This is a genomic window from Paenibacillus luteus (genome assembly GCF_006542765.1).
GTDB lineage: Bacteria > Bacillota > Bacilli > Paenibacillales > Paenibacillaceae > Pristimantibacillus > Pristimantibacillus luteus.
In genome coordinates, this window is sequence record NZ_SKCD01000012.1 from 116,888 (window position 1) to 142,106 (window position 25,219).

20 protein-coding genes are annotated in these 25,219 nt (G+C 47.4%); 5 read left to right on the top strand and 15 right to left on the bottom strand.

Annotated elements, in window-relative coordinates; translation table 11 throughout:
• Positions 1 to 119: 119 nt before the first annotated feature.
• Positions 120 to 1,751, bottom strand: coding sequence for a hypothetical protein (locus E0496_RS11955; protein WP_241674739.1), 1,632 nt, complete (start codon positions 1,749 to 1,751; stop codon positions 120 to 122).
• A gap of 162 nt (positions 1,752 to 1,913) precedes the next feature.
• Between E0496_RS11955 and E0496_RS11960 the strand changes: the two genes are divergently transcribed.
• A complete protein-coding gene (locus tag E0496_RS11960) occupies positions 1,914 to 3,053 on the top strand; it encodes an SGNH/GDSL hydrolase family protein (protein ID WP_241674740.1) in 1,140 nt (379 codons plus the stop codon).
• A 366-nt stretch (positions 3,054 to 3,419) separates the two neighbouring features.
• Here E0496_RS11960 and E0496_RS11965 read toward each other — a convergent pair whose 3' ends face one another.
• From E0496_RS11965 to E0496_RS11995, 8 genes are all read right to left on the bottom strand, one after another.
• Complete coding sequence (locus tag E0496_RS11965) at positions 3,420 to 3,830, bottom strand: ribosomal maturation YjgA family protein (protein WP_141501922.1); 411 nt, start codon at positions 3,828 to 3,830, stop codon at positions 3,420 to 3,422.
• A 69-nt stretch (positions 3,831 to 3,899) separates the two neighbouring features.
• Positions 3,900 to 4,355, bottom strand: coding sequence for an NUDIX domain-containing protein (locus tag E0496_RS11970; protein WP_141501923.1), 456 nt, complete (start codon positions 4,353 to 4,355; stop codon positions 3,900 to 3,902).
• A gap of 105 nt (positions 4,356 to 4,460) precedes the next feature.
• Positions 4,461 to 5,270 carry an ammonia-dependent NAD(+) synthetase gene (gene nadE / locus E0496_RS11975; RefSeq protein ID WP_141501924.1) on the bottom strand — a complete coding sequence of 270 codons (810 nt, stop codon included), beginning with the start codon at positions 5,268 to 5,270 and terminating at the stop codon, positions 4,461 to 4,463.
• Between the two features lie 14 nt (positions 5,271 to 5,284).
• Entirely contained in the window at positions 5,285 to 5,719 is a 435-nt protein-coding gene (locus tag E0496_RS11980) for a BrxA/BrxB family bacilliredoxin (protein WP_139995872.1), read from the bottom strand.
• A 101-nt stretch (positions 5,720 to 5,820) separates the two neighbouring features.
• Entirely contained in the window at positions 5,821 to 6,195 is a 375-nt protein-coding gene (locus tag E0496_RS11985) for a DUF3905 domain-containing protein (protein WP_141501925.1), read from the bottom strand.
• Positions 6,196 to 6,210: 15 nt separating this feature from the next.
• Positions 6,211 to 6,354, bottom strand: coding sequence for a hypothetical protein (locus E0496_RS35555; RefSeq protein WP_161601389.1), 144 nt, complete (start codon positions 6,352 to 6,354; stop codon positions 6,211 to 6,213).
• Between the two features lie 150 nt (positions 6,355 to 6,504).
• Entirely contained in the window at positions 6,505 to 8,190 is a 1,686-nt protein-coding gene (locus E0496_RS11990) for a two-component system sensor histidine kinase NtrB (RefSeq protein ID WP_141501926.1), read from the bottom strand.
• A 119-nt stretch (positions 8,191 to 8,309) separates the two neighbouring features.
• On the bottom strand, positions 8,310 to 9,146 hold the full coding sequence (locus tag E0496_RS11995) for an alpha/beta hydrolase (RefSeq protein ID WP_161601390.1): 837 nt from the start codon (positions 9,144 to 9,146) through the stop codon (positions 8,310 to 8,312).
• Positions 9,147 to 9,210: 64 nt separating this feature from the next.
• Between E0496_RS11995 and E0496_RS12000 the strand changes: the two genes are divergently transcribed.
• Positions 9,211 to 10,470, top strand: a complete 1,260-nt coding sequence (locus E0496_RS12000) for a BaiN/RdsA family NAD(P)/FAD-dependent oxidoreductase (RefSeq protein WP_141501928.1) — start codon at positions 9,211 to 9,213, stop codon at positions 10,468 to 10,470.
• A gap of 145 nt (positions 10,471 to 10,615) precedes the next feature.
• Here E0496_RS12000 and E0496_RS12005 read toward each other — a convergent pair whose 3' ends face one another.
• Entirely contained in the window at positions 10,616 to 11,026 is a 411-nt protein-coding gene (locus E0496_RS12005; RefSeq protein WP_141501929.1) for a hypothetical protein, read from the bottom strand.
• A 179-nt stretch (positions 11,027 to 11,205) separates the two neighbouring features.
• Here E0496_RS12005 and E0496_RS12010 point away from each other — a divergent pair, with 179 nt between their 5' ends.
• Positions 11,206 to 12,111: a helix-turn-helix domain-containing protein gene (locus E0496_RS12010; protein WP_141501930.1), complete on the top strand. Its 906-nt coding sequence runs from the start codon at positions 11,206 to 11,208 to the stop codon at positions 12,109 to 12,111.
• A 75-nt stretch (positions 12,112 to 12,186) separates the two neighbouring features.
• On the opposite strand, the gene xylB is transcribed toward E0496_RS12010, so the two are convergent.
• The 3 genes from xylB to E0496_RS12025 all read right to left on the bottom strand — a co-directional run bounded on the left by xylB (position 12,187) and on the right by E0496_RS12025 (position 15,581).
• Entirely contained in the window at positions 12,187 to 13,683 is a 1,497-nt protein-coding gene (gene xylB, locus E0496_RS12015) for a xylulokinase (protein ID WP_141501931.1), read from the bottom strand.
• 21 nt (positions 13,684 to 13,704) lie between these two features.
• On the bottom strand, positions 13,705 to 15,018 hold the full coding sequence (gene xylA, locus E0496_RS12020) for a xylose isomerase (RefSeq protein WP_141501932.1): 1,314 nt from the start codon (positions 15,016 to 15,018) through the stop codon (positions 13,705 to 13,707).
• A gap of 197 nt (positions 15,019 to 15,215) precedes the next feature.
• Positions 15,216 to 15,581, bottom strand: coding sequence for an MmcQ/YjbR family DNA-binding protein (locus E0496_RS12025; protein WP_141501933.1), 366 nt, complete (start codon positions 15,579 to 15,581; stop codon positions 15,216 to 15,218).
• Positions 15,582 to 15,683: 102 nt separating this feature from the next.
• On the opposite strand from E0496_RS12025, the gene E0496_RS12030 reads away from it, so the two are divergent.
• Both E0496_RS12030 and E0496_RS12035 read left to right on the top strand, forming a co-directional pair.
• The gene (locus E0496_RS12030; protein ID WP_141501934.1) at positions 15,684 to 16,325 is read left to right on the top strand and encodes a flagellar basal body L-ring protein FlgH; all 642 of its coding nucleotides are present in this window, start codon (positions 15,684 to 15,686) and stop codon (positions 16,323 to 16,325) included.
• Between the two features lie 212 nt (positions 16,326 to 16,537).
• Positions 16,538 to 17,704: an ROK family protein gene (locus E0496_RS12035; RefSeq protein WP_241674741.1), complete on the top strand. Its 1,167-nt coding sequence runs from the start codon at positions 16,538 to 16,540 to the stop codon at positions 17,702 to 17,704.
• Between the two features lie 79 nt (positions 17,705 to 17,783).
• Here the strand turns inward: E0496_RS12035 and E0496_RS12040 are convergent, their stop codons facing one another.
• Positions 17,784 to 18,446 (bottom strand): HAD family hydrolase, encoded by a 663-nt coding sequence (locus tag E0496_RS12040; RefSeq protein ID WP_141501936.1) that lies wholly within the window; start codon positions 18,444 to 18,446, stop codon positions 17,784 to 17,786.
• 39 nt (positions 18,447 to 18,485) lie between these two features.
• Complete coding sequence (locus tag E0496_RS12045) at positions 18,486 to 25,070, bottom strand: Athe_2463 domain-containing protein (RefSeq protein ID WP_141501937.1); 6,585 nt, start codon at positions 25,068 to 25,070, stop codon at positions 18,486 to 18,488.
• Positions 25,071 to 25,219: the final 149 nt, after the last annotated feature.

Here is a 25,219-nt window from a genome sequence, read left to right on the forward strand (position 1 = left end):
TAACTGTACAAATTGTATCAATGGAGGAGAAGCAGCACATGACTCATAAGAGCTACGCGCCTGTGAACGATATGTGAATTTGCGGCCAGTATGGAACAACTTTGTTATTTATGACTTTATTACAAACCATATCCGCTGAAATCGACAGCCTGTCCGTTGATTGTTTTCGTGCTTGTTCCGTCTCTCCCCGCAATCAGCTCAAGAGCGGTTCCATCCCATGCTGTATAGTTCACGCCAAGCGCCAGATCGGTTGACCATAAAGGGGCGCTCCTCCTTGCTTTCTCCTTGAATGCTGCAAAGTCTGCTATGCCGTTTTCTTCTGCATATTTCTCGCTTACTGCTTCGATAACGACGCCATTATGCTTGGCTTCGCTTGTAACTAGGCACCGATCGGATAGCTGTTCCAGCACGTATGGCTGCATGAGATAGGCTGCTAAGTAAACGGTCCCCACTTTCGCAAGCAGTAAACCTCGCTCTTCCTGCCAGTCCGCCTTCGGCAGCACGCCTATTATGGCATGAGAAGCTTTATCCGGCAGCGGATAAAGCGCTGCAATCGTATTTTTATGGAACAAGACCTCCGTATGACCGGTTTGATGCCTTGCATCCTCAGCCGCATTCGTGTCAGACGGATGAAAGAAGTAAGCTTGATTCACGCCGAACTGTTGACCAAGCGGCAGCGTAATATCCCAGCGGTGCTGCTCATTGTCAAACTCCTCGTGCCGCTCCCACATCCCGCCTGCCGCAAAATCGGCTGTTACATATGCATAACTATGCAAACGGACTACACCCGCCTCTGTGTGCTTGGTAACCACCTTTTTCACCACGGACGGCTGACTACGATCAAGTGCTGTCTGAAGTGCCCGCTCTGGAGCCTTATAATAAAGGAAACCGGCATATTCCGTCCGGGGAAGCTCAGGCGAAAGCTCAAAATCGCCAAACTGCACATAATCAAACAGGACATTGCCATCGAGCGGAATATCATGCTTTTGACCACGGCAATGCGCCCCTGCCCATGTTCCTTTTAAATAAAAATCAGCCCGCTCGCTCCAGAGATAATCCAGCAAATCGGCAAGCTCAGACTGAATCGAACGATCATCCAACATATGCCACGCGCAGGTAAAGGCTTGCACCCAGTGCCAGAACCATGGCAGGCTGCTGTATTCCGACATGCCCTCTTTGCGAACATGAGCTAATGTCAGCCTCAGGTTGCTAAGGCCATCCCCCAGCAGCTCCGCATCTGCAAATCGCTCTCCAAAAATCAACTTAGCTGCCGTATATTTGGCATCGTGATGGCCGAACGTATTGGTTTGCCGGTAAAACCCGCTTCGATAGACATGAAGGAGCGCCTCATCAAAGGCAGAAGCAAGCGCTTCGCTAAGCTGCCCGCTGTACCGGCTAGCAAAGAAAGCCATCAGGCTGCCCATTAGCTCGACCGGCAAAGTATGGGGCGCTGCCTCTCGCGGAGCCTCACCCAGATTAAGCGGCCAATGGCCATAGGTGGCGCTGCTTTCATTTTGGTCCTGAAGCTGAAGCACTTCGAGCAGAACGCCTTCTGCCTTTTGTTTTGCGTCGCTTGCCTTGAAAGGAAGCTTCTCCCCTGCTTCAAGCGCCGCAGCGAATAGATAGGAGGCATAATAATAGTTGTCACGTATATCGTGATGGAACCATAATCCACTGCTTAAAAGCGGCTGGCTCTGCGCTGTGATCGCAATCAAACGGATGATTTCGTCTTGTCTGGCTTTGAAGCCCATTTCGCAATTCTCCTCGAATGACATATTTTTCTTACTATCATATATAATTTCGATTTCAAGAGAAAGCTCTTCATTGTATTCTATCCAATAAAATGGTAGTTTTTAAGATAAGCTGTCTTTCAGTGAGAAGACGCTTCATTATCGGTTAAGGGGCTGAATGCTTTGCAAAGCGGTTATACATCTATTACCTCACTTTCAAGCGCAAGCAATTTTATAGCTAGATTTAGTGAAAAAACGACAATCACCTTTCGCACCTACATCCAACCACGAGAATTCGGTCCGTTTCGAATCAAATTCTGGCACAGCAATACGGTTGACTCGACCTGGGCAGATGGCTCCGAATCTAATGCTAATGACCAAGGCGGCCGTTGGCGAATCGAGTCCTGTTTCATCGCCGATGGCGGGTTGCAGCCGGATGGCAGCATAATCGCAGGTACCGAACGTCCGCTTACGTTTGCCGGCTCTCCTTCCAAGGACGTACAGCCAGGCGAGAAATTTTGGAGCGATGCATCCGAAATTCACGTGCCGATCGATCATTTTCTGGCTTTCAGCTGGGCAATCACGCTTGAAGGCTTGAGAGAAGGATTGCCATTCAATACAGAAACTTTGCTCGCCAGTGCATTTGAGGCGGCGGGGGATGCCGCCAAGCAAGCTTCTGCGGACGGTTATGAAGGCGCTGGCAATCGTCAGGTGCTGCCTTCTTTGATCGCGTATGAGAAAGTCACCGCCAAGCAGCTCGTGTTCCTCGGTGATTCCATTACACAAGGCGTTCGTACAGAGAAGGACGGGTACGCCTTCTGGGCCGCCAAAATCGCAGCTGGCTTAGGTACGGACATAGGCGTGTGGAATATTGGCAGCGGGTGGGCCCGCGCCTATGACTTAGTAGATGACAGCAGTTGGCTATCCAAAGCTCTGCACGGTGATGAGGTGGTCCTTTGTATCGGGGTAAATGATGTCGGTACTGCCAATCGGAGCGCCGAGCAGTTGATTGCAGACCTGACTACAATTATCAGCTCACTTTCTAGCCGAAAGCCTGGGCTTGTCCTATGGTTGTGCACTCTTCCAGCCTTCAACTTTGCAGGTAAACAGGAAACGGTCTGGCGCACCGTCAATGATTGGATTCGCGGCGGTGCTGCCAGCAGTGTAGCAGGCGTTTTCGATATCGCTGCAGTGCTTGGGCAAGCGAAGCCAAATGACCAATTACTGCGCCAGGAGTTTATGAGCCCGCATAATGACACGCACCCGAACGGCTTGGCAGGCACGGCGGTGGCCGATGCTTTCCTCGCCTGGTATAAGAACTAAATTAATCGTCAAGGGAGCTGTCCTGTAAGGCTAATAACATTAACCTTCAAGACAGCTCTCCGCCTTTAGAACGATATAAGCTTAATTAAATTTTTTCGTTTCTCCAGAACGTTCTCCTCGCTTCGCTAAAACGCCATTCCAGAGCCAATTATATCTAAAAAGTAGACCTATTTCTCCCAAGCTATATAAGTTAAACTAAAGTGTCGCGTTTTGCTCGCTGCGCTAGTAGTTCATTCTTTAGGATCGCAGTTGTAACCAGATTCTTTGATTGACAGAGACATTTAAAGGTAAAAATCCGGCTACAAAAGCGAACCCTTCGTTTCACCATAACGATCTCCTCGCTTCGCTTAAACTTCATTTTTTCGTTCAACTTATATCATTATGATTTTTTCGCACCAGCTTGTTAAGGATGCAGCTATCGATGAACCAAGCAACCACTATACCAGCACTATACCTTACCAAATCCAGCGCCAAAAACCCGTTCCCCAGCACCAAAGCGCCTAACGGATGACTTCGAATGGCCTGAATCCAATCCGCTTGATAGAGCTGGCTGGTCTCAATGGCAAAACTAAATATTAAGCTGGCTACTACAGCAATACTGAGTCTCCTAGCAACCCAAACGAAACGAAAACCAAAATAAATCATGCCAGCCCACAGCGCATCTCCAAAATGCTCCGCAACAAAAGCTGGAAGCACCGAGGCAAAACTCCTGGAGCTATAACCAAGAACCATCGTGATAAGTACTGCAAATAGGTAAGATAATCTGGCTTTCTTCATGAGTTCACCTTCTTATGCCAGCTGAAAAACGGCTAGGTATCGCAGCCCAATCTCTCCAAAATGCCTGCTTCAATTAGAATCGCCTATGTAACAGGGACTGTAAACCCCAGTTTGCAGCTGCTTCACCAGTCCTCTTGGATAAATTCTGATATTATCCAGCTCGCTTAGCGCCACCCACTCCACGCCTACCTGATCAGCATCCGGATTTGCGCCGGCAAAGTTCTCTTCCTGTGACTCTATCATGCATTCAAAATAAAACTCGACCTGATGCGTATCGCTATCCCAATCCGCAAACTCATGGTTTTTTCCAATATACTCCCTGACAAACAACAGTCCGCGAACAGAGACCTTGCAGCCGGCTTCTTCCATGCATTCACGGATGACCGAGTCGCTCAGCTCCTCGCCCTTTTCTTGTCCACCGCCTGGAAATAAATAAAAATAACCGTCGGAATCTTGATTTTTCGTTAATAAAATGTGCTGATCGGCGATAATGACCGCTTTCGCGGAATTTCGAATCGGCTTCATCGGCTGCTCTCCCATCGGTTCATTTGCGTATTCAAAAAAACTGCCCTACACCGATAACTCGGCAGCAGGGCAGTCTTCATCATGTAACTTAACCAAGGCAGCTGCTTAAATACCCGGAATCGGGGAGCGTTTGTGCTCGGTTTTCAAATATTGCTTTTCTAGCTTCTCGCGCGTCTCAGCGTTGATCGACTTGCCTTCGAGGTAGTCGCTATTATCACCATAGGTGATCCCAAGCTCATCCTCATCGGTTTGTCCATCCCATAGGCCGGCCGTTGGCGCTTTATCCAATACGCTTTGCGGAACGCCGATATGGGATGCCAATTGACGCACTTGGCGTTTGTTTAGCGTACTAAGAGGAGTAACGTCTACTGCGCCGTCGCCCCACTTCGTATAAAAGCCCGTAATCGCTTCGGATGCATGATCCGTGCCTACGACAAGCAGATTAAGATCGAAAGCAAGCGCGTACTGCATAACCATCCGCGTTCTTGCCTTGACGTTGCCCTTGCCTCCGCGACTCAAGTGGCGCGGAATGCCGAGCGACTTAAAGTTGTGCTCCACTTCAATCGCAATCTCGTCAACCGCTTCAGCAATATTCGTTTCCGCACGGTGCTTCAATTGAAAAGCTTCGGCTACAGCATAGCTGTCAGCGATATCTGATTGCTCGCTGTATGGCTGGAACACGCCCAGCGTCATATACTCGCGGCCAGTTTCAGAGCTTAGCTCATCCGTAGCACGTTTGCACAGTCCTGCTGCTACCGCGCTGTCAATGCCTCCGCTTATAGCAATCAACAGACCAGTCGTGCCGGACTGCTGAACATACTGCTTCAAAAAGTCGACCCGCTTCCGAATCTCGACTTCCGGATCGATTTCAGGCTTTACGCCTAGTCTTTCAATAATTTCTTGTTGTAGGCTCATAGTCACCGTCCCGTTTAGCGGCAAAACCGATCGAAAGCGTCAGACAGATCGGCTGCAATATCCGATGCCGAACGATTTTCAATCTGGTGGCGCTCAATAAAGTGTACTAGCTCTCCATCCTTCATCAACGCGATCGATGGGGAAGATGGCGGGTATGGAGCGAAATATTCACGAGCCTTCGCCGTTGCTTCTTTATCTTGACCTGCGAACACCGTATAGAGATGATCTGGTGTAATATCATGCTGCAGCGCGTCTGCTACGCCTGGACGGCACTGGCCAGCAGCACAACCGCATACCGAGTTAATAACGACAAGAGCTGTACCCTTTGCGTTAGGCAATTTTTCTTCTACTTCTTCAGGTGTGCGAAGCTCCTGAATACCAATGCGAGTAAGATCGTCCCGCATAGGCTGCACCATATCTAACATGTATCGTTCGAATGACATCGACATCGAAACACACTCCTTTAATTACTTTATTTTAGCTACTATTATACCGTCCGTAGTCAAAATAAAGCAACCGGAGCGGCCGCTCCGGCTGTTCTTTTTAAAGCCTAATCCGGTTGTGTCCCAGGATCATCGAGGCCATATGCCGCATTTTTGTCAGGATGTGTAAATATGCCGCCTTCCGGCAGCTGGCCCATCTCAAAAATATCTCGGTTATCCGCCGTTAGAAAGCCCACGTCCTTAAACGGATGCACCCATTCATCGCCCGCCATAATGGCAGGATCGGTATCCTCGCTCCATTGGGACAAAGGCGAATCCGGAGATTCGTATTCATGATCTCCGATCACAACGCCGTACTGATTCACAAATGGCGCACGGCTGCCCCGCCCCTGCCGAAACTGCGGCAAAAACTCAATTTCGTAAGGATCAAGCGCTGGATCATCGCCATGCAGCTGCTCTCCCTCAAACGTGGGATCAGTCATTTGCTCACCTCCGCGCTAGATAGAAGGACGATTAGGTCCATCCAGCTTTTTATCGAAACCTTCCGACTCTGGCGACTTGCTGTTCTTGCCAGCCGTGTTTTTTGCTGCTTGCTGCGCCTGTTCAGCCGAACGCTCCTTCTGTTCATTGTGCTCTGTCATGGCTTTGCCCTCCTCCCGTCATGCTCTCCAGCCGCTTTGGCCGGTGTTCTTTCCAGAGTAGTATGCGCAGCCGCGCCTTTCCTTATAAATCCTGAGACAACCTGACCCTATTCATCTTAATCATTAGTTTCTGGCTGGTCTCGTTCTTATTCAAATCGCGAAATCCGGTACCTCCGCCTGCTCCTTTACCAGAAAAAAAGTAACCACGAACGTTGTTCCTTCGCCTTCCTCGGATTCTACATCGATGCGGCCATTGTGACGTTCGGCAATACTTAAGCAGAGAGGGAGACCGAGCCCTGTGCCTTGTGTTTTCGTTGAAAAAAACGGTTCAAATAAATGCTTCATCTGATCCTGTGAAATGCCCACTCCTTGATCTGATATCCGCAGCTCGATCTTTTCCCCAAAGCTGACCGTATTGATCCGAAGCGTGCCATTATCCCCCATTGCTTCCATCCCATTACGGGCAATATTAAGCAGCAGCTGCTTAATTTCTCTGTCATTAAGCATAATCAGCGGCACATGCTTGTCCAAGTTCACTTCAATCGTTTGCCCGCGCAAATTCGCATCCGCCATCAGCAGCGGAATCAGCTCATGAATAACTGCATGTAAGGAAGTTGGCTCCATTTTGAGCACCCTATTTTGGGCCAGGGAAAGAAAATCGCTAATAATCATATTCGCCCGATCAAGCTCATCAATGATGATTTGAAAATATTCTCCTTGGTTTTTCTCGCTTCGTTCCTGAATCAGCTGAACAAAACCTCGAATTACCGCCATCGGATTTCGAATTTCGTGTGTGATACTCGCTGCCATCTGGCCAACCAAGCTAAGCCGCTCCATCCGGCCTACCTCATTCTGCAAATGGTGTATTTCGGTCACATCCTGCGCAATGAGCGCCGCGCCTGCATTTTTATCATTTAACGAAGTGCGAAGTGAAATTGTAGTTAGCAGGAGCATCGTTTCACCATTTACAAAGGGAACAAGCGATACTTTCTCACCATCAAGCGCTTGAATCAGCAGCTTGACGCAGGCATCCTCTTGTCCGATCTGAAAAACTTCCGGAAAGGACGAGCCCAATATTTGCATGGCGCTTGTATATTCGGAATGAAGGAAAAATAGCTTTTTGGCCATTTCATTAAAATGAGTGATCCTTCCCTCATGATCAACAACGATGACGCCAAATGAAGTTTCATCTATAAATTGCTGGAGCTTTACCGCTTCGTTGTGATAATTTGCCGATACCCTTTTCACTTCATCATACAGCAGCTGCTTCTCCTTCACGCTCTCGATCATAAAGATAGACAGCCAGGTTGCCGTCAAAGTTGCCAATACAGCAACGATAAGCGACACAACCATAATAAACGACCATGAAACGTCGCTATAACCGATAAACCCAACCATGCTGATGACAAAATAAAGCATAAACACCGACATCAGCAGCAAGCCCTTCCTCTCCTTGTATAGGGCAGAGGCACGGCTGAAAGGACGAACAGAAAGCAGCACAAGTGGAATAAACACGACGAGAAGCATGATGAAACTGACCGTTTCCCAGCTGCTGTCCAGCATTGGAATTCTCACGGCTACATAAATAATCGTCAAAACGACCAGCGTTGGCACTCCCCCATAAAGTGAACCTATTAAATAGGGGATTAGTCGAAAATCAACATCGTAGCCTAGTACGCTAGATGTGCTCAGCATGCACAACAGCATGGAAGCACCACAAAAAATCCCCATAAAGACCGGCATCCCCTTCCAGCCATGCTCTTTATGGGACCAAAGCTGGAAAGCGAACACCGGCAATAAGGATACGATAAATTGTAACAGCAATTCTTTTAACACTTAAGATCGCTTCCCCCTACCCGCGCTCCAAATGCATGCCACAAATTTGATTATTATTAAAACAAACATTCCCATATAAGACGACCTATTACTCCGATTAAAACATAAAAGGCATGATTTTACAATTGATCCATCAACCAATTTATGATCATATGAATGGCTTCCTCGCCTTCCAAATCATTATGCAGCTCATGGAACCCGCCTTCCCAAATTTTAAAATGACAGCGTTTTCCAAGACCTTCGGCCAATATGCTGCTCGCTTCAAGCGAAGTCACACGATCGGAAGTTCCGTGCATGAGCAATAAAGGCACCTGGAGCTGATCTGCATGGGCTAAAGCCCACTCTCCGCCAGCTGTAACTTCTACATAAGTCTGGATCGTAATTTTCGTGTGGCATAACGGATCTTCAACGATAGGAGCCGCGTCATCGTAACCTGGCCGAAATAAATCAGCAGGGTTTAAGCCTGTGGATTGATGCATCGTTGGCAGCACGTCCGCAAGCCTGCGCCCTACCCACTCTACCGCCGGGTTTGGCTTGAATGCCAGCCTTAGCCACGGACTCGTAAGAATAAGCCCTTTAATAGGCGGAAGAAGCCGGAGCGCGCTGTTCAACGCCACATTGCCCCCCATGCTGTGGCCGTACAAAAATATAGAAACGCCGGGATGGCGCTGTCCCGCCGCTTCAATCATCAAAGCGACATCGCTCGCCGCTGCGCCAAGTGAAGGCAAATGCCCCCGCTTGCCAGAGGATAGACCGTGACCCTGCTGGTCAAGCGCAATTAGCGCGATCCCCGCCTCTGCGAAACGGGCCGCTACATGCGTGTAGCGGTCGCCATGCTCCCCCATGCCATGCACGAGGCAGACAACTGCCTTTATATTCGTTGACTCCGGCTTCCACTCCCTCAGAAACAATGAGGCACCTTTGGCCCCAGTCATTTTCCACTCCTCACGAAGCATCAGAACGCCGCCTTTCATTATATGGTATTATAAAGTCTACTAATAATATAGCAGGTGGAAAACGATGCAGTATGATGCAATTATAATTGGCGGCGGCTCCGCAGGCTTAATGGCCGCGATTGCCGCGAGCAAGGATGGCGCTAACGTGCTGCTCCTCGATAAAGGCGACAAATTGGGGCGCAAGCTTGGCATATCCGGCGGAGGCCGCTGCAATGTAACCAATAACAAAAATTTGGACGAGCTGATCAAGCATATTCCCGGCAATGGCCGTTTCTTGCACAGCACCTTTTCGAATTTCAACAACAAGGACATCATCGCTTTTTTTGAAAACCTTGGAATCGCTCTGAAAGAAGAGGATAACGGCCGGATGTTCCCCGTGACGGACAAAGCCAAAACCGTTGTCGATACACTGGTTAACCAGGTTCGCAAGCAAGGCGTAAAAATCGTGTTGAACGCTCCTGTCGATCATATCATGTATGATGGCGGAAAAGTGATTGGCGTTCGCGTGAAATCAGGAGAAAATTTTCGGAGCACCAGCGTTATTGTTGCTTCAGGCGGCAAATCGGTGCCTCAAACCGGTTCGACCGGCGATGGCTATGCTTGGGCAGAGAAAGCCGGCCATACGATAACCGAACTCTTTCCTACCGAGGTTCCTCTCACTTCAAATGAGCCTTTCATTACGAGCAAGGAGTTGCAGGGCTTGTCGCTGCGCAGCGTCGCGCTTTCCGTATGGAGCCCCAAAGGAAAGCAGCTGATTTCGCATGAGGGAGATATGCTTTTTACACATTTCGGCATATCTGGCCCCATTGTGCTGCGCTGCAGCCAGTTTGTGGTGAAGGCGCTCAAGCAATTTGGCACGGGCAACATCGAGGTTGCGATTGATCTTATGCCAGGCAAAAGCAAGGACGATGTGTATCGTGAGACATTGAAGCTCGCCGAGACTGAGTCCAAGAAAACGATCAAAAATGTGCTAAAAAGCTATCTGTCCGAGAAAATGATTCCAATATTGCTGCAGAAAGCCGGCTTGCAAGACAGCCTTACCTTTGACAATATTCCAAAGCAAGAATGGCTAGCCCTGACACAGCTCATTAAGCATTTTCCGATTCGGGTATACGGGTCATTATCCATTGAAGACGCCTTCGTTACAGGAGGAGGCATTCATTTGAAAGAAATTGATCCGAAGACGATGGAGTCGAAACGGATGAGCGGCCTTTATTTTTGCGGGGAGATTCTGGATATACATGGCTATACCGGAGGCTACAATATTACGGCAGCCTTCTCGACTGGTTATACTGCTGGCCTAAATGCTGTCCTGAGACGGTAAAAACTCGTTACGCTAGGAACTGGATAATTCTCTGTTTTGATCGCTACGCGAGGAGTTTATTCCTATTTCTATTTATTCCAAAAAGGGGTTGTCACGAAAGGCTATTCGCCTTCTTGACAGCCCCTTATGTATTTGGTCTTTATCGCTAAACGCGCACATCTCCAGAGAAGTAACCATACGTGCCTGGATCAGGTAGAAACTCTCCCTCGTAGTCAGCGTCATCGTCTCGATTGGCGAGTCCTTCCGGCAGCTCCTCATGCCCCTCATTTGCAACCCAGTCCTCATTAACCATATGCGCGGGAATCGCAATCGCATCAAGGGCATACGCACTGTCCGTTACGGCGTTGCCGTCAATCTGAGTCTGCTGGGCGAGCTGCCCGCCATGGGACTGCGCAATCTCCAGCGCTGAGGTCAAGTCGCTTCCCGCTAAATGAACGTGCATCCGGCTCCCTTCATGCAGCACTGTCTCAAAACCCAGCTCGCGCAGTGTCTCGCAAGCAAGTGCCGCGCTCTGGTCGTCATTAAAATCAAATAACAAAGCTGAATTTTCAGCCATATTCCATCATCCTCCCTACGTTTGGTATAGCATGCCCCAAGCCATAATTTTCATGAGGTGACGACCGTTTCACTGCCCGACAATATTTTTTCACAATTAGCTATATAAATATGTTAGGTTTTATGACATAATTATAACATACTGCTTGATATACGCTAACTGATGGGACGGTGTCATCGATGAATCATTTATTTTATTTGCTTTCAGATCCTATGCTTATCGTCGAGTCCGACGAATCCCGTTGGTCGATACGCGATGTCAATCAAGCCTTTACCGCTTTCTCAGGCTTCAAGAAATCTGATTTGATCTCGCTTGATCCCTCGACGATCATAACTACGGAGGAGTCAGGAATTTCCTTCGAGGAAGCCGTAATCCAACTCGCTGAAGAGAACGCTATCTCTCCGCTGCTGGAATGCAAGCTGATAACCAAAGCTTCTACCCCTGCCGACGTCCGTATGTCCTGCCGCAAGTTGCAAGAAGCAGACCGCATCGTCTACGTCATTATCTGCAAGGATCTGCGCGAGTCCAAATGGATTGATCATTATATTACTCATAACAAAATCATGGTCTCTCTTATCGTCAATGAACGATACAATATTTTAAGCCTAAAGCATTATTATGCCCCTGTGCAGCAGCCGTCCTCATCCTATGTGAATCAATCCATATTCGATCTTGTCGCAGATCATGAGCGAAGCAAGCTGAAACGGATATTTGAATATGCGAAAAACAATCGAACGCCCGAATCCTCAGATTTCCAGCTCAAGCTTGGCGATCGTTATTACAGCGCTGACGCGGTTATTCAGCCTTTTTACAATGGCAACCGCAGCTTCAAAAACTTTGTTGTCATACTTACCAGCTTGCATATCAACAATCAAGAAGAAGATCCCTCGTACAAGCTGCGCATGTTAATGCTAAGCAAAAATATATCTGTCACCTCGCTCGCCCAGTCCACACTGATTTCACTGACGACCATCTCGAAAATCCGCAATGGCAAAATAAAAAAACCGCAGCGTCTAACCGCTGAACTCATTGCCGGAGAGCTGGGAGTAAGACCCGAGTCCATATGGAGCAGCTATAAGAGGTAAAAGAGGTTAAGCGCTAATAATAAAAAAGGACGGTTATCCTCCGCGGAGAATAACCATCCTTAAACTCTAAAATGCCTATCCGCGATAAGGCGCCAGCGCCTCATTTAAACCGCGTGTTTGTTCGTATACCTGTTGGTACACCTTAAAGATGCCTTCGTAAGCAGCAACGGCTTCCGGCTGCGGAGCATAGGAATCCGCGTGCTTCACGAACTTATCCGCACATGACTCCAAGCTGTCGAACCAGCCCGCGCCATAGGCCGCAAGCATAGCAGCTCCAAGGCCAGGTCCTTGTTCATTTTCCAGCGCTACAACTTTGGCATCGAAAATATCCGCCTGCATTTGCAGCCATGCTGGATTTTGCGCGCCTCCGCCGATTGATATAATCGTATCCACCGTTTTGCCGGCTTTACGGAACATATCGACCGACTCGTTGAGCGAGAACGTAATGCCTTCCATAACCGCACGCGCAAAATGAATGCGCTCGTGGGAGCCGTCAACGCCGATAAAGCTCGCGCGAATGACTGCATCTGCATGCGGCGTCCGCTCGCCGACTAGATACGGGGTGAACAATAGTCCGCCCGCTCCCGGTTTTATAGCGCCAACGCCTTCCAATAGCTGATCAAACGATTCGTTAGGCGCGAACGTTTTCTTGAACCAGCTCAAGCTGTAGCCCGCCGCTAGCGTAACGCCCATCGCATAAAACGAATCCTCTTTGCCGTGGTTGAAGAAATGCACCTTGCCCGCAAAGTCCTTCGACTTGTCATTCTCATACGAGAGAATAACGCCAGAAGTACCTATGCTGCAAAGCGTCAGCCCTTCGGACAAAATGCCTGAACCGATCGCTCCGCATGCATTGTCGGCACCGCCTGCAAACACTTTGGTTGCAGCGGGTAAGCCTGTGCTTTCCGCGTATTGCGGCAGCAGCGTACCAACAAGGCCATGTGATTCTACGAGCGGAGGACAGAAGCTGGCCGGAAGTTCAAAGGCAGCAAGCACCTCTTCACTCCATGCTTTGCCGGCTACATCTAGCAGCAGCGTGCCAGCCGCATCGGAATAATCCATATGCAGCTCGCCCGTTAGGCGATAGCGTAGATAATCCTTCGGCAGCAGGAATAGCTTTGCCTTGGCGAAAGCTTCAGGCTCATTCTCACGAACCCATAGAATCTTCGGCAGAGTAAAGCCCTCAAGCGCCGGGTTACGCGTAATGCTCAGCAGCTTGTCGCCAAGCGTGCGCTCAATCTCGCGGCATTGCCCTGTTGTGCGGGTATCATTCCATAGAATGGCATTGCGGATCGGGTTCCCCTCGCCACCCAGCAATACCAGCCCATGCATTTGTCCTGAGAAGCTGATTCCTTCAATCGCAGCAGCATCAATGCCTTCTGCTTCAGTAAGCTCGCGAAGCGCAGCAACCGTACCGTCGACCCAATCGTCGGCACGTTGCTCGCTCCAGCCTGTATGCTCATGGAACAGCGGGTAGCTGCGAGTTGCTTCCGCAGCTATCGTACCGTTCTTGTCCACTAGCAGCACCTTGACGGCACTTGTTCCTAAATCGACACCAATAACATAGCTCATTTGCCTGCAATCCTCCCGGGCTTAAACGCTGAAAATAACTTCGGACAAGATAAGGCTGATCCGTTCTTGGCGGCCCGATTCAAGTTTGATCGGGTTGTTTTGCAATGCATACTGCTCAAGCGAAGCAAGCGTAGCTTTGCCGGAAACGATTTCTGCGCCGATGCCTTCTTTGAAGCTGCGGTAACGGTTTTCCACGATGTTGTCGAGAATTTTCTCTTCCGTCAATTTCGCAGCTGCTTTCAGGCCCCAAGCGAAGCTGTCCATACCAGCAATGTGGCCCAGGAACAGATCTTCCGCTTCGAATGATCCACGACGAACCTTCGCATCGAAGTTGATTCCGCCGCGGCCGATACCGCCAGCTTTCAATACTTCAAACATCGTTAGTGTAGTGGAGTAAAGGTCAACCGGGAATTCATCTGTATCCCAGCCTAGCAACAAGTCGCCTTGGTTCGCATCAAGCGAGCCCAACACGCCGTTAATTGCAGCCGTACGGATTTCGTGCTCAAACGTATGGCCTGCAAGCGTAGCATGGTTAGCTTCAAGGTTTAGCTTGAAGTGATCTTTCAAGCCGTATTTTTGCAAGAATGAGATCGTTGTCGCTGCATCAAAGTCATATTGGTGCTTCGTTGGCTCTTTCGGTTTTGGCTCAATTAGGAATTGCGCATCGAAGCCGATTTCCTTCGCGTAAGCGATCGCCATGTGGTACAAGCGAGCAAGGTTATCGAGCTCGAAGCCCATGTCTGTGTTCAGAAGCGTATCGTAGCCCTCACGGCCGCCCCAGAATACATAGTTTTCTGCGCCAAGCTCTTTACCAACTTCAAGGCCTTTTTTCACTTGTGCGCCTGCATATGCATAAACATCAGCATTTACCGAAGTTCCTGCACCGTGTACGAAGCGCGGGTTCGAGAACATGTTAACCGTGTTCCAAAGCAGCTTTTTGCCAGAGGATTTCATGTTGTCTTTCAATAGAGCAACGATAACATCCAGGTTTTTGTTCGTTTCTTGCAGCGTTTCGCCTTCTGGCGCGATATCTACATCGTGGAACGCGAAGTAAGGAACATTCAATTTATTCAAAAATTCAAAGTTGGCTTCAACGCGCGCCTTCGCACGGTCAAGTCCATTATATTGATCCCAGCCGCGAACCATGGTAGGTGCGCCGAACGGGTCTGTACCGTTAGCGTTAAATGTATGCCAGTAAGCAACCGCGAAGCGAAGGTGCTCTTCCATCGTTTTGCCCATTATTACTTGAGTTGGATCGTAGTGTTTGAATGCAAGCGGATTGTCCGAGCCCTTACCTTCAAATTGGATCGCGTTAATGTTTTTGAAATAGCTCATAAAAACAAAATCCTCCTTCACGGAATTCAATATTTTTGTTAGTGCTTACATTTAGAATAACACGGTATAACTTAGTTTGTCTATTAAACAAACTAAGATTGTGGCATGTTAAGGAACAATGCGCATTACGAAGTATGGTATACCCCTTTTTTCACTGCAATACGCTTGTTCCCGTGGGCAAGTTGTGGGCAAATCAGTTAGTTCATTTCCGATATTGATTCTCTGATGCTCTTAGAAAGGCTTTTAACAACCAAATCGTAAGAGTGGTCAATCATAGAAAAGATATCATCTACTGGCAGGGAGCCATCGAGCATAATCGTATTCCAGTGCTTTTTGTTCATATGGTAGCCTGGACGAATGGCCTCATGCTGCTCTCTCAAATTTTCAGCAATCACCGGATCACATTTGAGGTTTAAGCGATAATCATCTGTTTTGTCCTCAAAAATAAGCGCAAACATTTTACCGGCAATTTTAATCACCATGGCATCAGGACCAAAGGGATACTCCTTCGTCGCTCCTTTCTTCTTCAAACAATAGTCGATGATCTTATTATTATTATTCAAGTCAGCACATCTCCTTCTCCGTTGACGACAAATTTCTTATCGCATGTATCCTTTAGTTTAGTATATAGTAGTCGAATAGACGAAATATATGGGGGAATTTGTATGAAAAAAACGTTTGTAATCGTTGCTAGTGCTATTTTGATTTTATCTGGATGCTCGGGTACAGATAAAGAAGCTGTAAATACTAACTCGCCTCAAGTGGAAGAGGGGCAACCGGCAACTGAAGTCGCAAAGGAAAACGCTGATGATTCCAAAGGGACAGTTGAAGTTGACGAGGGACTGCTAACTACGACGCTCACTCTTCCCTCTTCTTTTTTCAATGAGGCAGAACCCGCTACTGTGATTGAAAACGCAAAAAAACAAGGCGTGAAGGAAGTAACGAGTAACGAGGACGGCTCTTATACGTACACCATGACAAATAAAGTTTACAAAAAAATGCTTGGAGACATAGCAGCTACCGTCGAGGAAAGCATGACTAGCCTTAAAAGTGGGGAAGCCTTCGCTTCAATCAAGGACGTTGAATACGATAAAAACTTCTCGGAATTTACTCTTGTTGTAGATAAAGAAGCCTTTCAATCCAGCATGGATAGCTTCGCAGCTCTGGCAATCAGCATTTCTGCTATGATGTATCAGACGTTCAGCGGGGTGGAATCAGAAGCGCTCAAGGTCACTATTCACATGAAGGATCAAGCAACGAATGAAGTGTTTGATACGATCGTATATCCTGATACGCTTGAACAATAATAAATGTAAGCCGTATGGATATTTGATCCGTACGGCTCTTTTTTTGCCGCCATACTTTATTTAACCATTAAACAAACTTTGTTTTTGTGTTAAACTGGCTGTAGCCTTTTTCTGCTTGCATCGCACTCTTCCGTATGCGGTTCAAGTTAGCTGTATATTCGAAATTTCGTGATACAATAGTACCTATAGAGATTTGGACGGAGGCTTACTTCTTGAAATTAAAACCAACCGGAGACTTAGCGCTCATCAAAAAAATCAACACCGCTATCGTACTCGATGCGGTCGTTAAGCACGCTCCGCTCTCAAGAGCACAAATATCCGAGAAAACGGGTCTTAATAAAGCAACGGTTTCCAGCCTTGTTCAGGATCTGATCGACAGCCATCTCGTTATCGAGAACGGCCCCGGACAATCTAGTGGCGGTCGCAAGCCCGTCATGCTTCTCTTTAACGGAACCGCGGGTTATGCGGTGGGTATCGATCTGGGCGTTAATTATATTAGAGGACTGCTCGTTGACCTCGAAGGAAATGTTATTGCCGAGTACCAAAGCAGCTTGAAGCAGCAGCATGCCGAGCAAGCGCTCGCTCAGTTGACGGCATGCATTGAACAGCTCATTGAGCAGGCACCTGAAAGCCCTTACGGCGTGGTAGGTATTGGAGTCGGCGTTCCCGGCATTGTCGACGACAAAGGCACTATTTTGTTCGCACCGAATTTAAAATGGCGGCAAGTCGCACTGCAAGAGCAGCTTGAAGCGACATTTAATATTCCGGTCACGATCGATAATGAAGCAAATGCGGGTGCACAAGGCGAGCAAAAATATGGAGCCGGACGAGGTATCCCCAACCAGATCTACGTCAGTGTAGGGATCGGAATTGGTACCGGCATTATTTTGAATAAAGAGCTGTACAAAGGGGCTTCCGGCTTCTCCGGAGAACTCGGCCATCTCTCGATTGAGTATGACGGCAAGCCTTGCAGCTGCGGCAACCGCGGATGCTGGGAGCTTTACGCCTCAGAAAATGCCCTTCTGGAGCGCGCAGAACAGCTCGGCTTTGAAAATCTGGAAGAGCTGCTGCTTGCGGCGGCACAAGGCGACGAGCGCGTCATCTCGCTTATTCGCTCCATTGGCGATTATTTGGGTGCCGGCATCGCTAACATCGTCAACGTATTTAACCCTAATGTGGTCATCATCGGCAACCGGATGAGCCGCGCGGCGGAATGGCTAAAGCCTGCCGTGCAGGCAGCCGTTGACCAGCGCACACTCCCTTATCACAGGGAGCATTTGCAAATTCTATTCGCAGAGCTTCAGGACCAATCTGCTGTTCGCGGGGCAGCCTATTATGCGATCAGCACCTTTTTCACCAAAATCAAAAGTGGACAATAGCTGAAAAAAGAAAGAAGAAGGCAGCATGCAGAGGGGTTTATCCCTCTATGCTGCCTTTTTAATATACTGCTGTTAAGATTTAAGTAGGGAATAGGAATGGAATTAGTTCGGCTAAATCGTCAATTGCGCCATCAACCTCAGCAAGCTTATCAGAATCGCCGTTCCTCTTCCATACCGCCCTCATACCAACACTGCGACTGGCATGCACGTCATTATCCGGATGGTCGCCTACAAATACCGCTTCATTAGCTTGTACACCCAGCTTTGACAGAGCACGAATAAATATAGCCGGATCAGGCTTCCTTAAGCCTTCCCATTCCGAAATCAGCACCTCATCAAACAAATGGCTAATATTTAACGCTTTGAAATTATCATATTGAAACTGGCCGAAGCCGTTGGAAACTAGCGCCAGCTTTAGTCCTTTGCTTTTGAGCTGAACCAGCATATCCAGCATGTGGGGGTAGCCCACGCAATATTTTTGAAATCGGTGGAGGTAATCCTCCAGCAGTTGCTCCCACGTCCAGCCTTCTATTTCATACTCCGCAATTAGCTGTTGATAGACCTTATCCTTCCACACATAGCCATGGGCATCTAGCTCGATGAAGCGCCGTACAAACTGCTCTTTCTCCATAGGCGCCCCTGCAAACAAACGGTCAAATTGGTTTCTGACAAATTCGGCCAGAGAAGTATCACGATCGAGCAGCGTGCCATCCAAATCAAACAAGACTGCCTTTATGCTCAAAACCTTCCATCCCTTTCCTTTTTATTTTGAGCATAACGGTTATTGAACCCGGTGTACACCTACAACCTCCAGCGTTTGGCCATCAATAGTTACATTGACCTTAGTCGTTACGATCATCCCGTTGTTGTAATAGGCTGTGAAAATAAACTCGACTGGGCCTTTTGCAAGCTTCGCAAACGAAAGGTCCCATATCTCACCTAACCATTTGTTTTGCGCGCCGTTTGATGCTGCCAAGCTCGTCTTGAAAGCTCCCATCTGCACCTCAACGCGTTCCGCCTTCGTATCGGTTCCCGTTAGTGTCGTTTCCGCCTCCAGGACAAACTTCTCTCCTGCCCAAAATACAGCATGCCCACGCGGCGTATCTTCACGGCCAGAGGCTTTCAAATTGTACGTCTTCCGATGTTGATCCCACAGCTCGGTATGCCTAACATATCCGATTAGCTTAAGCGGCAATACCTGAACGGATTTGGTGACCGTTACCGGATCAGCCAACCCATCGCTCACCGTCATCTTCATACTCCACAAGCCCACTGTTGCCAACTTAAGAGAAGGTCCCTTTGCTGGATAAGCCGGACCGTTTAACGTATAAGCAAAGGTGCTTTTCGCACCCATCGGGCTGGTCAGCTCATACTCCACAGACAACGTGTCGCCATCAGGATCTGACGCTTGGGAAACGAATACCGTCATATCCCCTTCATATACCGGCTTAGGCGTCCAATCAAAATCAGCTGTCGGCGGCCGGTTCGTTGAAAAATAGATGTATTCATAATGTCCTTCGTTCCCGGCAACATCGTAATCAAGCACGGTTACGCGGTACTCTTGCCCTGGAATTAATCCGCTTAACTTGTAAGTTCGTTGATGGAGCGGCAGCGGAATGCTATACTCCGTCGTTCCATCCCCATTTAAGTCAATATTCGAAACGCTGCCGTTCGCGTTCACCTTTTGCAGATAAAAGTGGCGAGTCGCATGTCCAGATGAAGGTGCTGCATCGCTAAAAGCATTGAATTTGACGGTGACCGCAGTTGGTTCTACCTCCAGCACTTCATTAACATCTGCCGGCTTCACTGTGTCAACAAAGAAGAATCCATTGCTAGAGTACGGCCCCCATATATAGCTGTCGTTGGCTCTGGCCTTCCAGTAATGAAGCCCTTCCGCAAGCGATGCAGGTACATAACTGGTTACTGCTGTAGACGATTCCGTATCTGCAACTTTTACACCGTTTGATGCGCGGAATACTTCATAATCGATAGCAGTAATCGGGTGATTTTCCGGATCAATCGTAAATACGCGCAGCTGCGGCCGATTGGAGCTCGTATATATGGGATGATCAGCATCCACACCGTTAAAAGACAGCAAGTACGTTTGCGGAGGTAGGTTCAATACAAAGTATCTACTATTGCTTAGATCCGACCATATGCCCTTGGAGTACACCTGTCCTTGCACTTTCACGACTCGCCCTTGCTGAATCGTATCCTCCAAAATAGGATAGGTCAGGGCATTCCCCTCATGCTCGAGCGACAAGATTGTTTCGTTGGTATCGACGTAAGTCAAAGTCAGTCGGTAGCGCTCCTGGGGATCGTTTTGGGCATCATAATAGGTCCAGCGAACAGTCGGCTCTTTCATATAGGTCGTAGGGGCGGCCGCGGTAGTACCCCCCGGTACTATAATCGTCATAACGGGCTTGGTCTGATTGATTGTTGGGAGCGATGGCTTATACACAATCGTTTGACCCCAGTAGGACCATGCGCCATGAATATCTCTTACCTGCTCCTGCACAATCAGCTCCACGCCAGGCCGGTTGTAATATTGACGCTTGCCTGCGGTCCAAACCGATTCATCAGCCCATCTTGTTCGGAAAAGCTTGTCCGATAATAAATGAGCAATATCCGGATCATAGGACGTGTCGTAAGTCTCGTAATCCAGTGCTTCTCCTTCAGCATATACAAGACCCGTAAATCTGACATCAGGCTGCGCGATTGGTCTGCGGTGCACATAGATTAACTTCTTCACTGGCTCGGACCATTTACGGTATCCGGTTAATCCGGGATGATCTTGTGCTCGAAAGGTGATTTCGTACACACCTGGCTTTTCCAGCGCATTGATGGTTGAGCTGTACGTTTTTCCGTTATGGACGCTGTAGCCTTCAGGATTTTCAAAGAAATTCGGATTATGGCTGTAGCTCCACTCCTCGGCTCCTACGGGATCTTTCTCGATATCATTAAATAGTTTCTCGTAGCTGATCGGATCATTGACGAGAACAGCATCATAAGTTTCTTGCGTATAGCTGTCTCCATAATTCGTTTTCTTCACATTCGAGAATACCGCGTTCGGCTGTCCTAAAGACATGATGCCTGCGTACCCTTTGGTATAGGTTCCGTCTGCGACTTCAAGTACCTTAGCATAATTGACGTATACCCGTTGGAGGCCGTTCACCGACTCTACCTTTATCGGATACGTATTAAAGGCAGTGCGATTCATTGGCGTGGATTGCAGCAGCGTCTTAGCCCCGTTCACTATACGGTACATAGATAATGTGCTTTTACTCCATTCCATCGTATACATATTTTTTTTATTTTGAATTTGAAAGCCTGCTCCAATGATCTTGTCATTATTAATATCATTTACACTAACGTTGAACTCTAACGCATAGTTTTTCATGCTGCTGCCCGCGTCGTATAGTAGGCCGCCCCAATCGTCATTAATAATCTCAACGGTATTGGCATCAATTTCCTTTAGCGAGCCAGCCGACCCACTGGCAGAAGTAAATGGCATCACAAATTGCTCAAAAAATACGTATATCGAGCCATCTGGCAAAATAGGTGTTGATTGAGCAACACCACTCGTCCAAGCCCCTGCATTAAAAACCGTTTGCGGCGTCTGTGCTAGATTAACCGCATGATTCACACTGTAAAGCGATGCCCTAATATCTTTAGGCGCATTACCGTCCGTCCAAGACGTTAATCCGATTTGCATTAACGTAGGATACACAATATCGCCAGCTGCGGTAATAAACATTTTACTTGTATTCGCTGGCGGTAGATTGTAATTATATCTCGTTACTAAATTGCTGTGTTTATCAAACAGGTAGTTGTATGCTGCAATTCGGTTGTGCACATAGACATTCGTGTTTTCGAAAATAAGCGGGTTCGGATACATCGCCACATCAGTCCAGCTATGCGATCCAAACGCATCAACATTTGCTAGTGGATATGTACTATAACCATTAAGCACCTCATTGTTAGTAGCAAAAGTATATAAGTATGGATTCGCTCGCTTTCCATCATAATCCACAGATACGGAATGGACGTAAACTCTAGTATTGTCATCCGAAACGACGGCTGCTGAAAGCCCCGCTGATCCTCCAATTCTGTAGCTTTTCTTCAGCCCTGCAGCGTTGATTTTTGTCAAATACCCGTCATAGGAAGATAACCTGTATGCATTTCGATCCTGATAATGATAAGTAAAATAGGTGCTTCCGTCTGTCGCTAAAGTCATTTGGATCTCTGAATAATATCCCGCATACTTCCGCTCTCCCGGCGCTTCCCACACCAGATATTTGCCTTTGAGTGAGTATTTATAGAACCGCTGCTCCACGTCATACTGCGTCCACGTGTCAATGACATTGTAAGCTTCCCTATAACCCATATACATGAATTCACCGTCTGGTGAGATTTCCAAGAAGTTCAATCCGGCGCCTAATGCGTCTTGGGAATCAGCGCTGCGCCTGAAACTATATTGATCCTTTAAATTCCCTTTATGGTCCGTAGCAATGATTTTAACTTGATGAATATCAGCTGCGTAATCACTCCGATCATAGAAATAAAAGGTTTCGTCGGGGCCTATATTTTTGAATATTATTTTTTGATTATTGGAGTTAACTTCAAAGGTTCGTTTAACCGTGCCATCTAAAGAATCCAATTCACTAAACACATAGGGCTGACCGGCTTTTGAATCATTTACATAATAGGAATAGACTCGGTTGCCTGCAAAAACTTGCGGAATTAGCGTTCCAACGGATAATTTCCAAACGGGCTTGCCAACGATATCCGAAGCTAACTGAAACTTTGTCCGCGAGTTCGCGCCATTGCCTAAGTTGGGGTAACCGACAGCAAAGCTCGCAAAAACCGCATTTTTAGTGGATATGCTGCTTGGATCTGCTTTCCAGCCGAGCTTATCTCCTGCTCCTCCTACAAAAGGTTTCTTCAATGTCCATGAACGGAAGATCGATTCCGGCGTATAGGTGGTGACAGGCGGGCCGTCATGTTCCCCCTGCCCCGGCTGCTGCGTGATGCCAAACACATTAAAGTTTACCGATGGCGCGTAATTTAATATGTCTGTCGAGGCTATTTCCGACTGTCCTTTCATTCCATAGTCCTCCGTTACTGTGGCGCGATACTGCCTTTTGCCGACTTTGTTATACGTAAGGGCATGCGTTGTTTTGTAAGCACCGTTGTACAGTGTTGTCCAAGCCTCTTCTTCAAAATTGCCATCATTATCTTGATCATAACGTTCTTCTACATGCAGGTGTTTCAATATGTCGCCGTCGGGACTTTCGGCATCAAGGAAGAGCATAAATCCATTTCCCCGATAAGTCTCTGTCGGTGCAACCACCGTTACGGTTGGCGGAGCATCCGGAACAACCTCCATAATCATGGCGTCCCACTCGCTGACTCTGCCTGTAGTGTCGTATACCTTGCCTTCAATCGTGTATTCGCCTAACTCGCTCGGAGTAGTCGTAAACCAATGATTAACATAGGTGGTGCTGCCAATTTTTTTATATCTCATTTCCGATTTGCTAAAATTAATCTTTTCTCCACGATCCTCTAAAGGCGTATAGGAGTTAAGTAGGTTATATGGCCGCTCTAATGGTCTGCCTTGAATGACTCGGGATATCCCAGATACGATAGCAACTGGCTTTGGATCGATCACTTGGAGTGTGGCTGTAGCTTTTTGGGCTCCGCCAAATTCATCCGTTACCGTAATTTCAGCAATGTAATTGCCTGCGGAAAAATACTTCACATCATTAAATTCGTAATCCGTTGTGTTCGGAAGCACGGCTTTTAAATTATCCGAGAACTTCCAGGTGTAGCCGTTTAATCCTTTGGACCGATTAAATAGAGATGAAGCTTCCCCAGCTATGATTCTCGGAGGAACGAATGCGATATTAGCCACCAGCTCTGGTCTTGGCGTTGGTGTAGGTTCCGGTGTTGGAGTCGGACTGGCGCTAGGGTTGGGTGTCGCTTTTGTGGCTACGTTTATCGTCAACTGTGCCCAATCGGACACTTTCTTAGCACTATTTGTAACACGGAGCTCAACAAGATATTCGCCTTCATTCGTAAAGTCCTTGGCCGTCGGTTTTTTTTGGATCGTCGTTCCTGTGGGTGTCTTGTATTTCCATTCTTGAAGGGTAATGGCTTCCTTGCCGGGAGAGTAGGAGAGTTTGTCATCAAGCTGCGGCTCAGCAGCCGGCTTAATGGTGATTTCGGGTTTCGTTCGATGATCTCCCTCGAGATGAGAGATGATTGCTATTGGGGTGGTAGGTTCGTTTTTCTTGCTAAAAACAATTTGAAATGGCTTTGTATTGTTGTTTTCATTTGATTCTGCGACAGCCTCTCCAAAATCGGTCTTGGCTGAGTAGTTAACGATACCCGCTGTGGTCGATGTTACTTTAACCGATACGGTTTTTATCTGCCCTGGCGGGATGTTTGATATGATTTCCGACTTTATGTTCGTCCCGACAATCCCTACGGTGAAAGGGCCTGTACTCTCTTGCCCTTCATTTTTTGAAGTAATATTTACAGTGACGCTATCCCCTACCCATGAAGCTGCAGCGGCGGTGGCTGGATCGGTTTTGATGTCTGTGATGAGGAGGTCTGGTTGTTTCTTCACTTCTAGTGGATCTAAAGGAGGTATGTAGAACATTTCATACCAGTATGAACCGTCAGGTTGCCATATGTTCCACATTTGAATTACACCTGGCGTAAACTTTGTGGGTATTTGTTGAATTACCACATAGTCCTTTAGAGTGTCACCTGTCCATCCTTTATTGGTTCGTTTGTTAAAACTTTGTATAAAGGTTGGAGATTCATTATAAGGATCATACATTGATTCTAACCAATTTCTCGCATCTGGATGTGATGTTAATTCAAAAGTTGATTGAACACCTTTATTCTTAATTATTGGATCAGACCAAGGATTTTCAACCCAATTCTTAGCAACGTGCAATGTTGCTCTAGAGTCACTACGAAAGAGCCAATTTCGAAAGACTGTACCATTAATATCATAACCAAGATAGCGCCACTGTCCTTGATCATATTCATTACCAGATACATTATCTGGGGTTCCATAAACAACTAATTTTTTTCCTATTCCACAAGCGTTAGCTAAATAGTTACCATTTAACTTCATAGCCCCTTTTGTAGTAATTACAGAAGTAGGTATATTATTCTGCGCTATTATAATTTTAGATTTCACATCATATTCTAAAGGAAGTGAACAAGTTCTACTATCTGCTTGAACAAATTGATATTGAACCTGAATTACGAAAGCCCATAGGAACAAGGACTTGAAAAAAACAAATATGTAATAGCATCCATTTATGGATAGTGAATCTGCGAAGTCCATAGCGAATGATTAAATATGCCTGCAACTTCCCCCTCCCCAGACAAAGAGGCAATGGTACTTCCAAGACTAATTTTGGGATTATTGTTTATTCCAATAAAATACTTTTCCGTTCCATTTGAAGCCAAGCCCATCGGTTTTGAAACGATTCT

Excerpts from the sequence above, each read along its gene's own strand:
- E0496_RS11955 (WP_241674739.1), bottom strand. The coding sequence starts at position 1,751 with ATGGGCTTCAAAGCCAGACAAGACGAAATCATCCGTTTGATTGCGATC.
- E0496_RS11965 (WP_141501922.1), bottom strand. The coding sequence starts at position 3,830 with ATGAAGAAAGCCAGATTATCTTACCTATTTGCAGTACTTATCACGATG.
- E0496_RS11970 (WP_141501923.1), bottom strand. The coding sequence starts at position 4,355 with ATGAAGCCGATTCGAAATTCCGCGAAAGCGGTCATTATCGCCGATCAG.
- nadE (WP_141501924.1), bottom strand. The coding sequence starts at position 5,270 with ATGAGCCTACAACAAGAAATTATTGAAAGACTAGGCGTAAAGCCTGAA.
- E0496_RS11980 (WP_139995872.1), bottom strand. The coding sequence starts at position 5,719 with ATGTCGATGTCATTCGAACGATACATGTTAGATATGGTGCAGCCTATG.
- E0496_RS11985 (WP_141501925.1), bottom strand. The coding sequence starts at position 6,195 with ATGACTGATCCCACGTTTGAGGGAGAGCAGCTGCATGGCGATGATCCA.
- E0496_RS35555 (WP_161601389.1), bottom strand. The coding sequence starts at position 6,354 with ATGACAGAGCACAATGAACAGAAGGAGCGTTCGGCTGAACAGGCGCAG.
- E0496_RS11995 (WP_161601390.1), bottom strand. The coding sequence starts at position 9,146 with ATGCTTCGTGAGGAGTGGAAAATGACTGGGGCCAAAGGTGCCTCATTG.
- E0496_RS12000 (WP_141501928.1), top strand. The coding sequence starts at position 9,211 with ATGCAGTATGATGCAATTATAATTGGCGGCGGCTCCGCAGGCTTAATG.
- E0496_RS12005 (WP_141501929.1), bottom strand. The coding sequence starts at position 11,026 with ATGGCTGAAAATTCAGCTTTGTTATTTGATTTTAATGACGACCAGAGC.
- E0496_RS12010 (WP_141501930.1), top strand. The coding sequence starts at position 11,206 with ATGAATCATTTATTTTATTTGCTTTCAGATCCTATGCTTATCGTCGAG.
- xylB (WP_141501931.1), bottom strand. The coding sequence starts at position 13,683 with ATGAGCTATGTTATTGGTGTCGATTTAGGAACAAGTGCCGTCAAGGTG.
- xylA (WP_141501932.1), bottom strand. The coding sequence starts at position 15,018 with ATGAGCTATTTCAAAAACATTAACGCGATCCAATTTGAAGGTAAGGGC.
- E0496_RS12030 (WP_141501934.1), top strand. The coding sequence starts at position 15,684 with ATGAAAAAAACGTTTGTAATCGTTGCTAGTGCTATTTTGATTTTATCT.
- E0496_RS12045 (WP_141501937.1), bottom strand. The coding sequence starts at position 25,070 with ATGGACTTCGCAGATTCACTATCCATAAATGGATGCTATTACATATTT.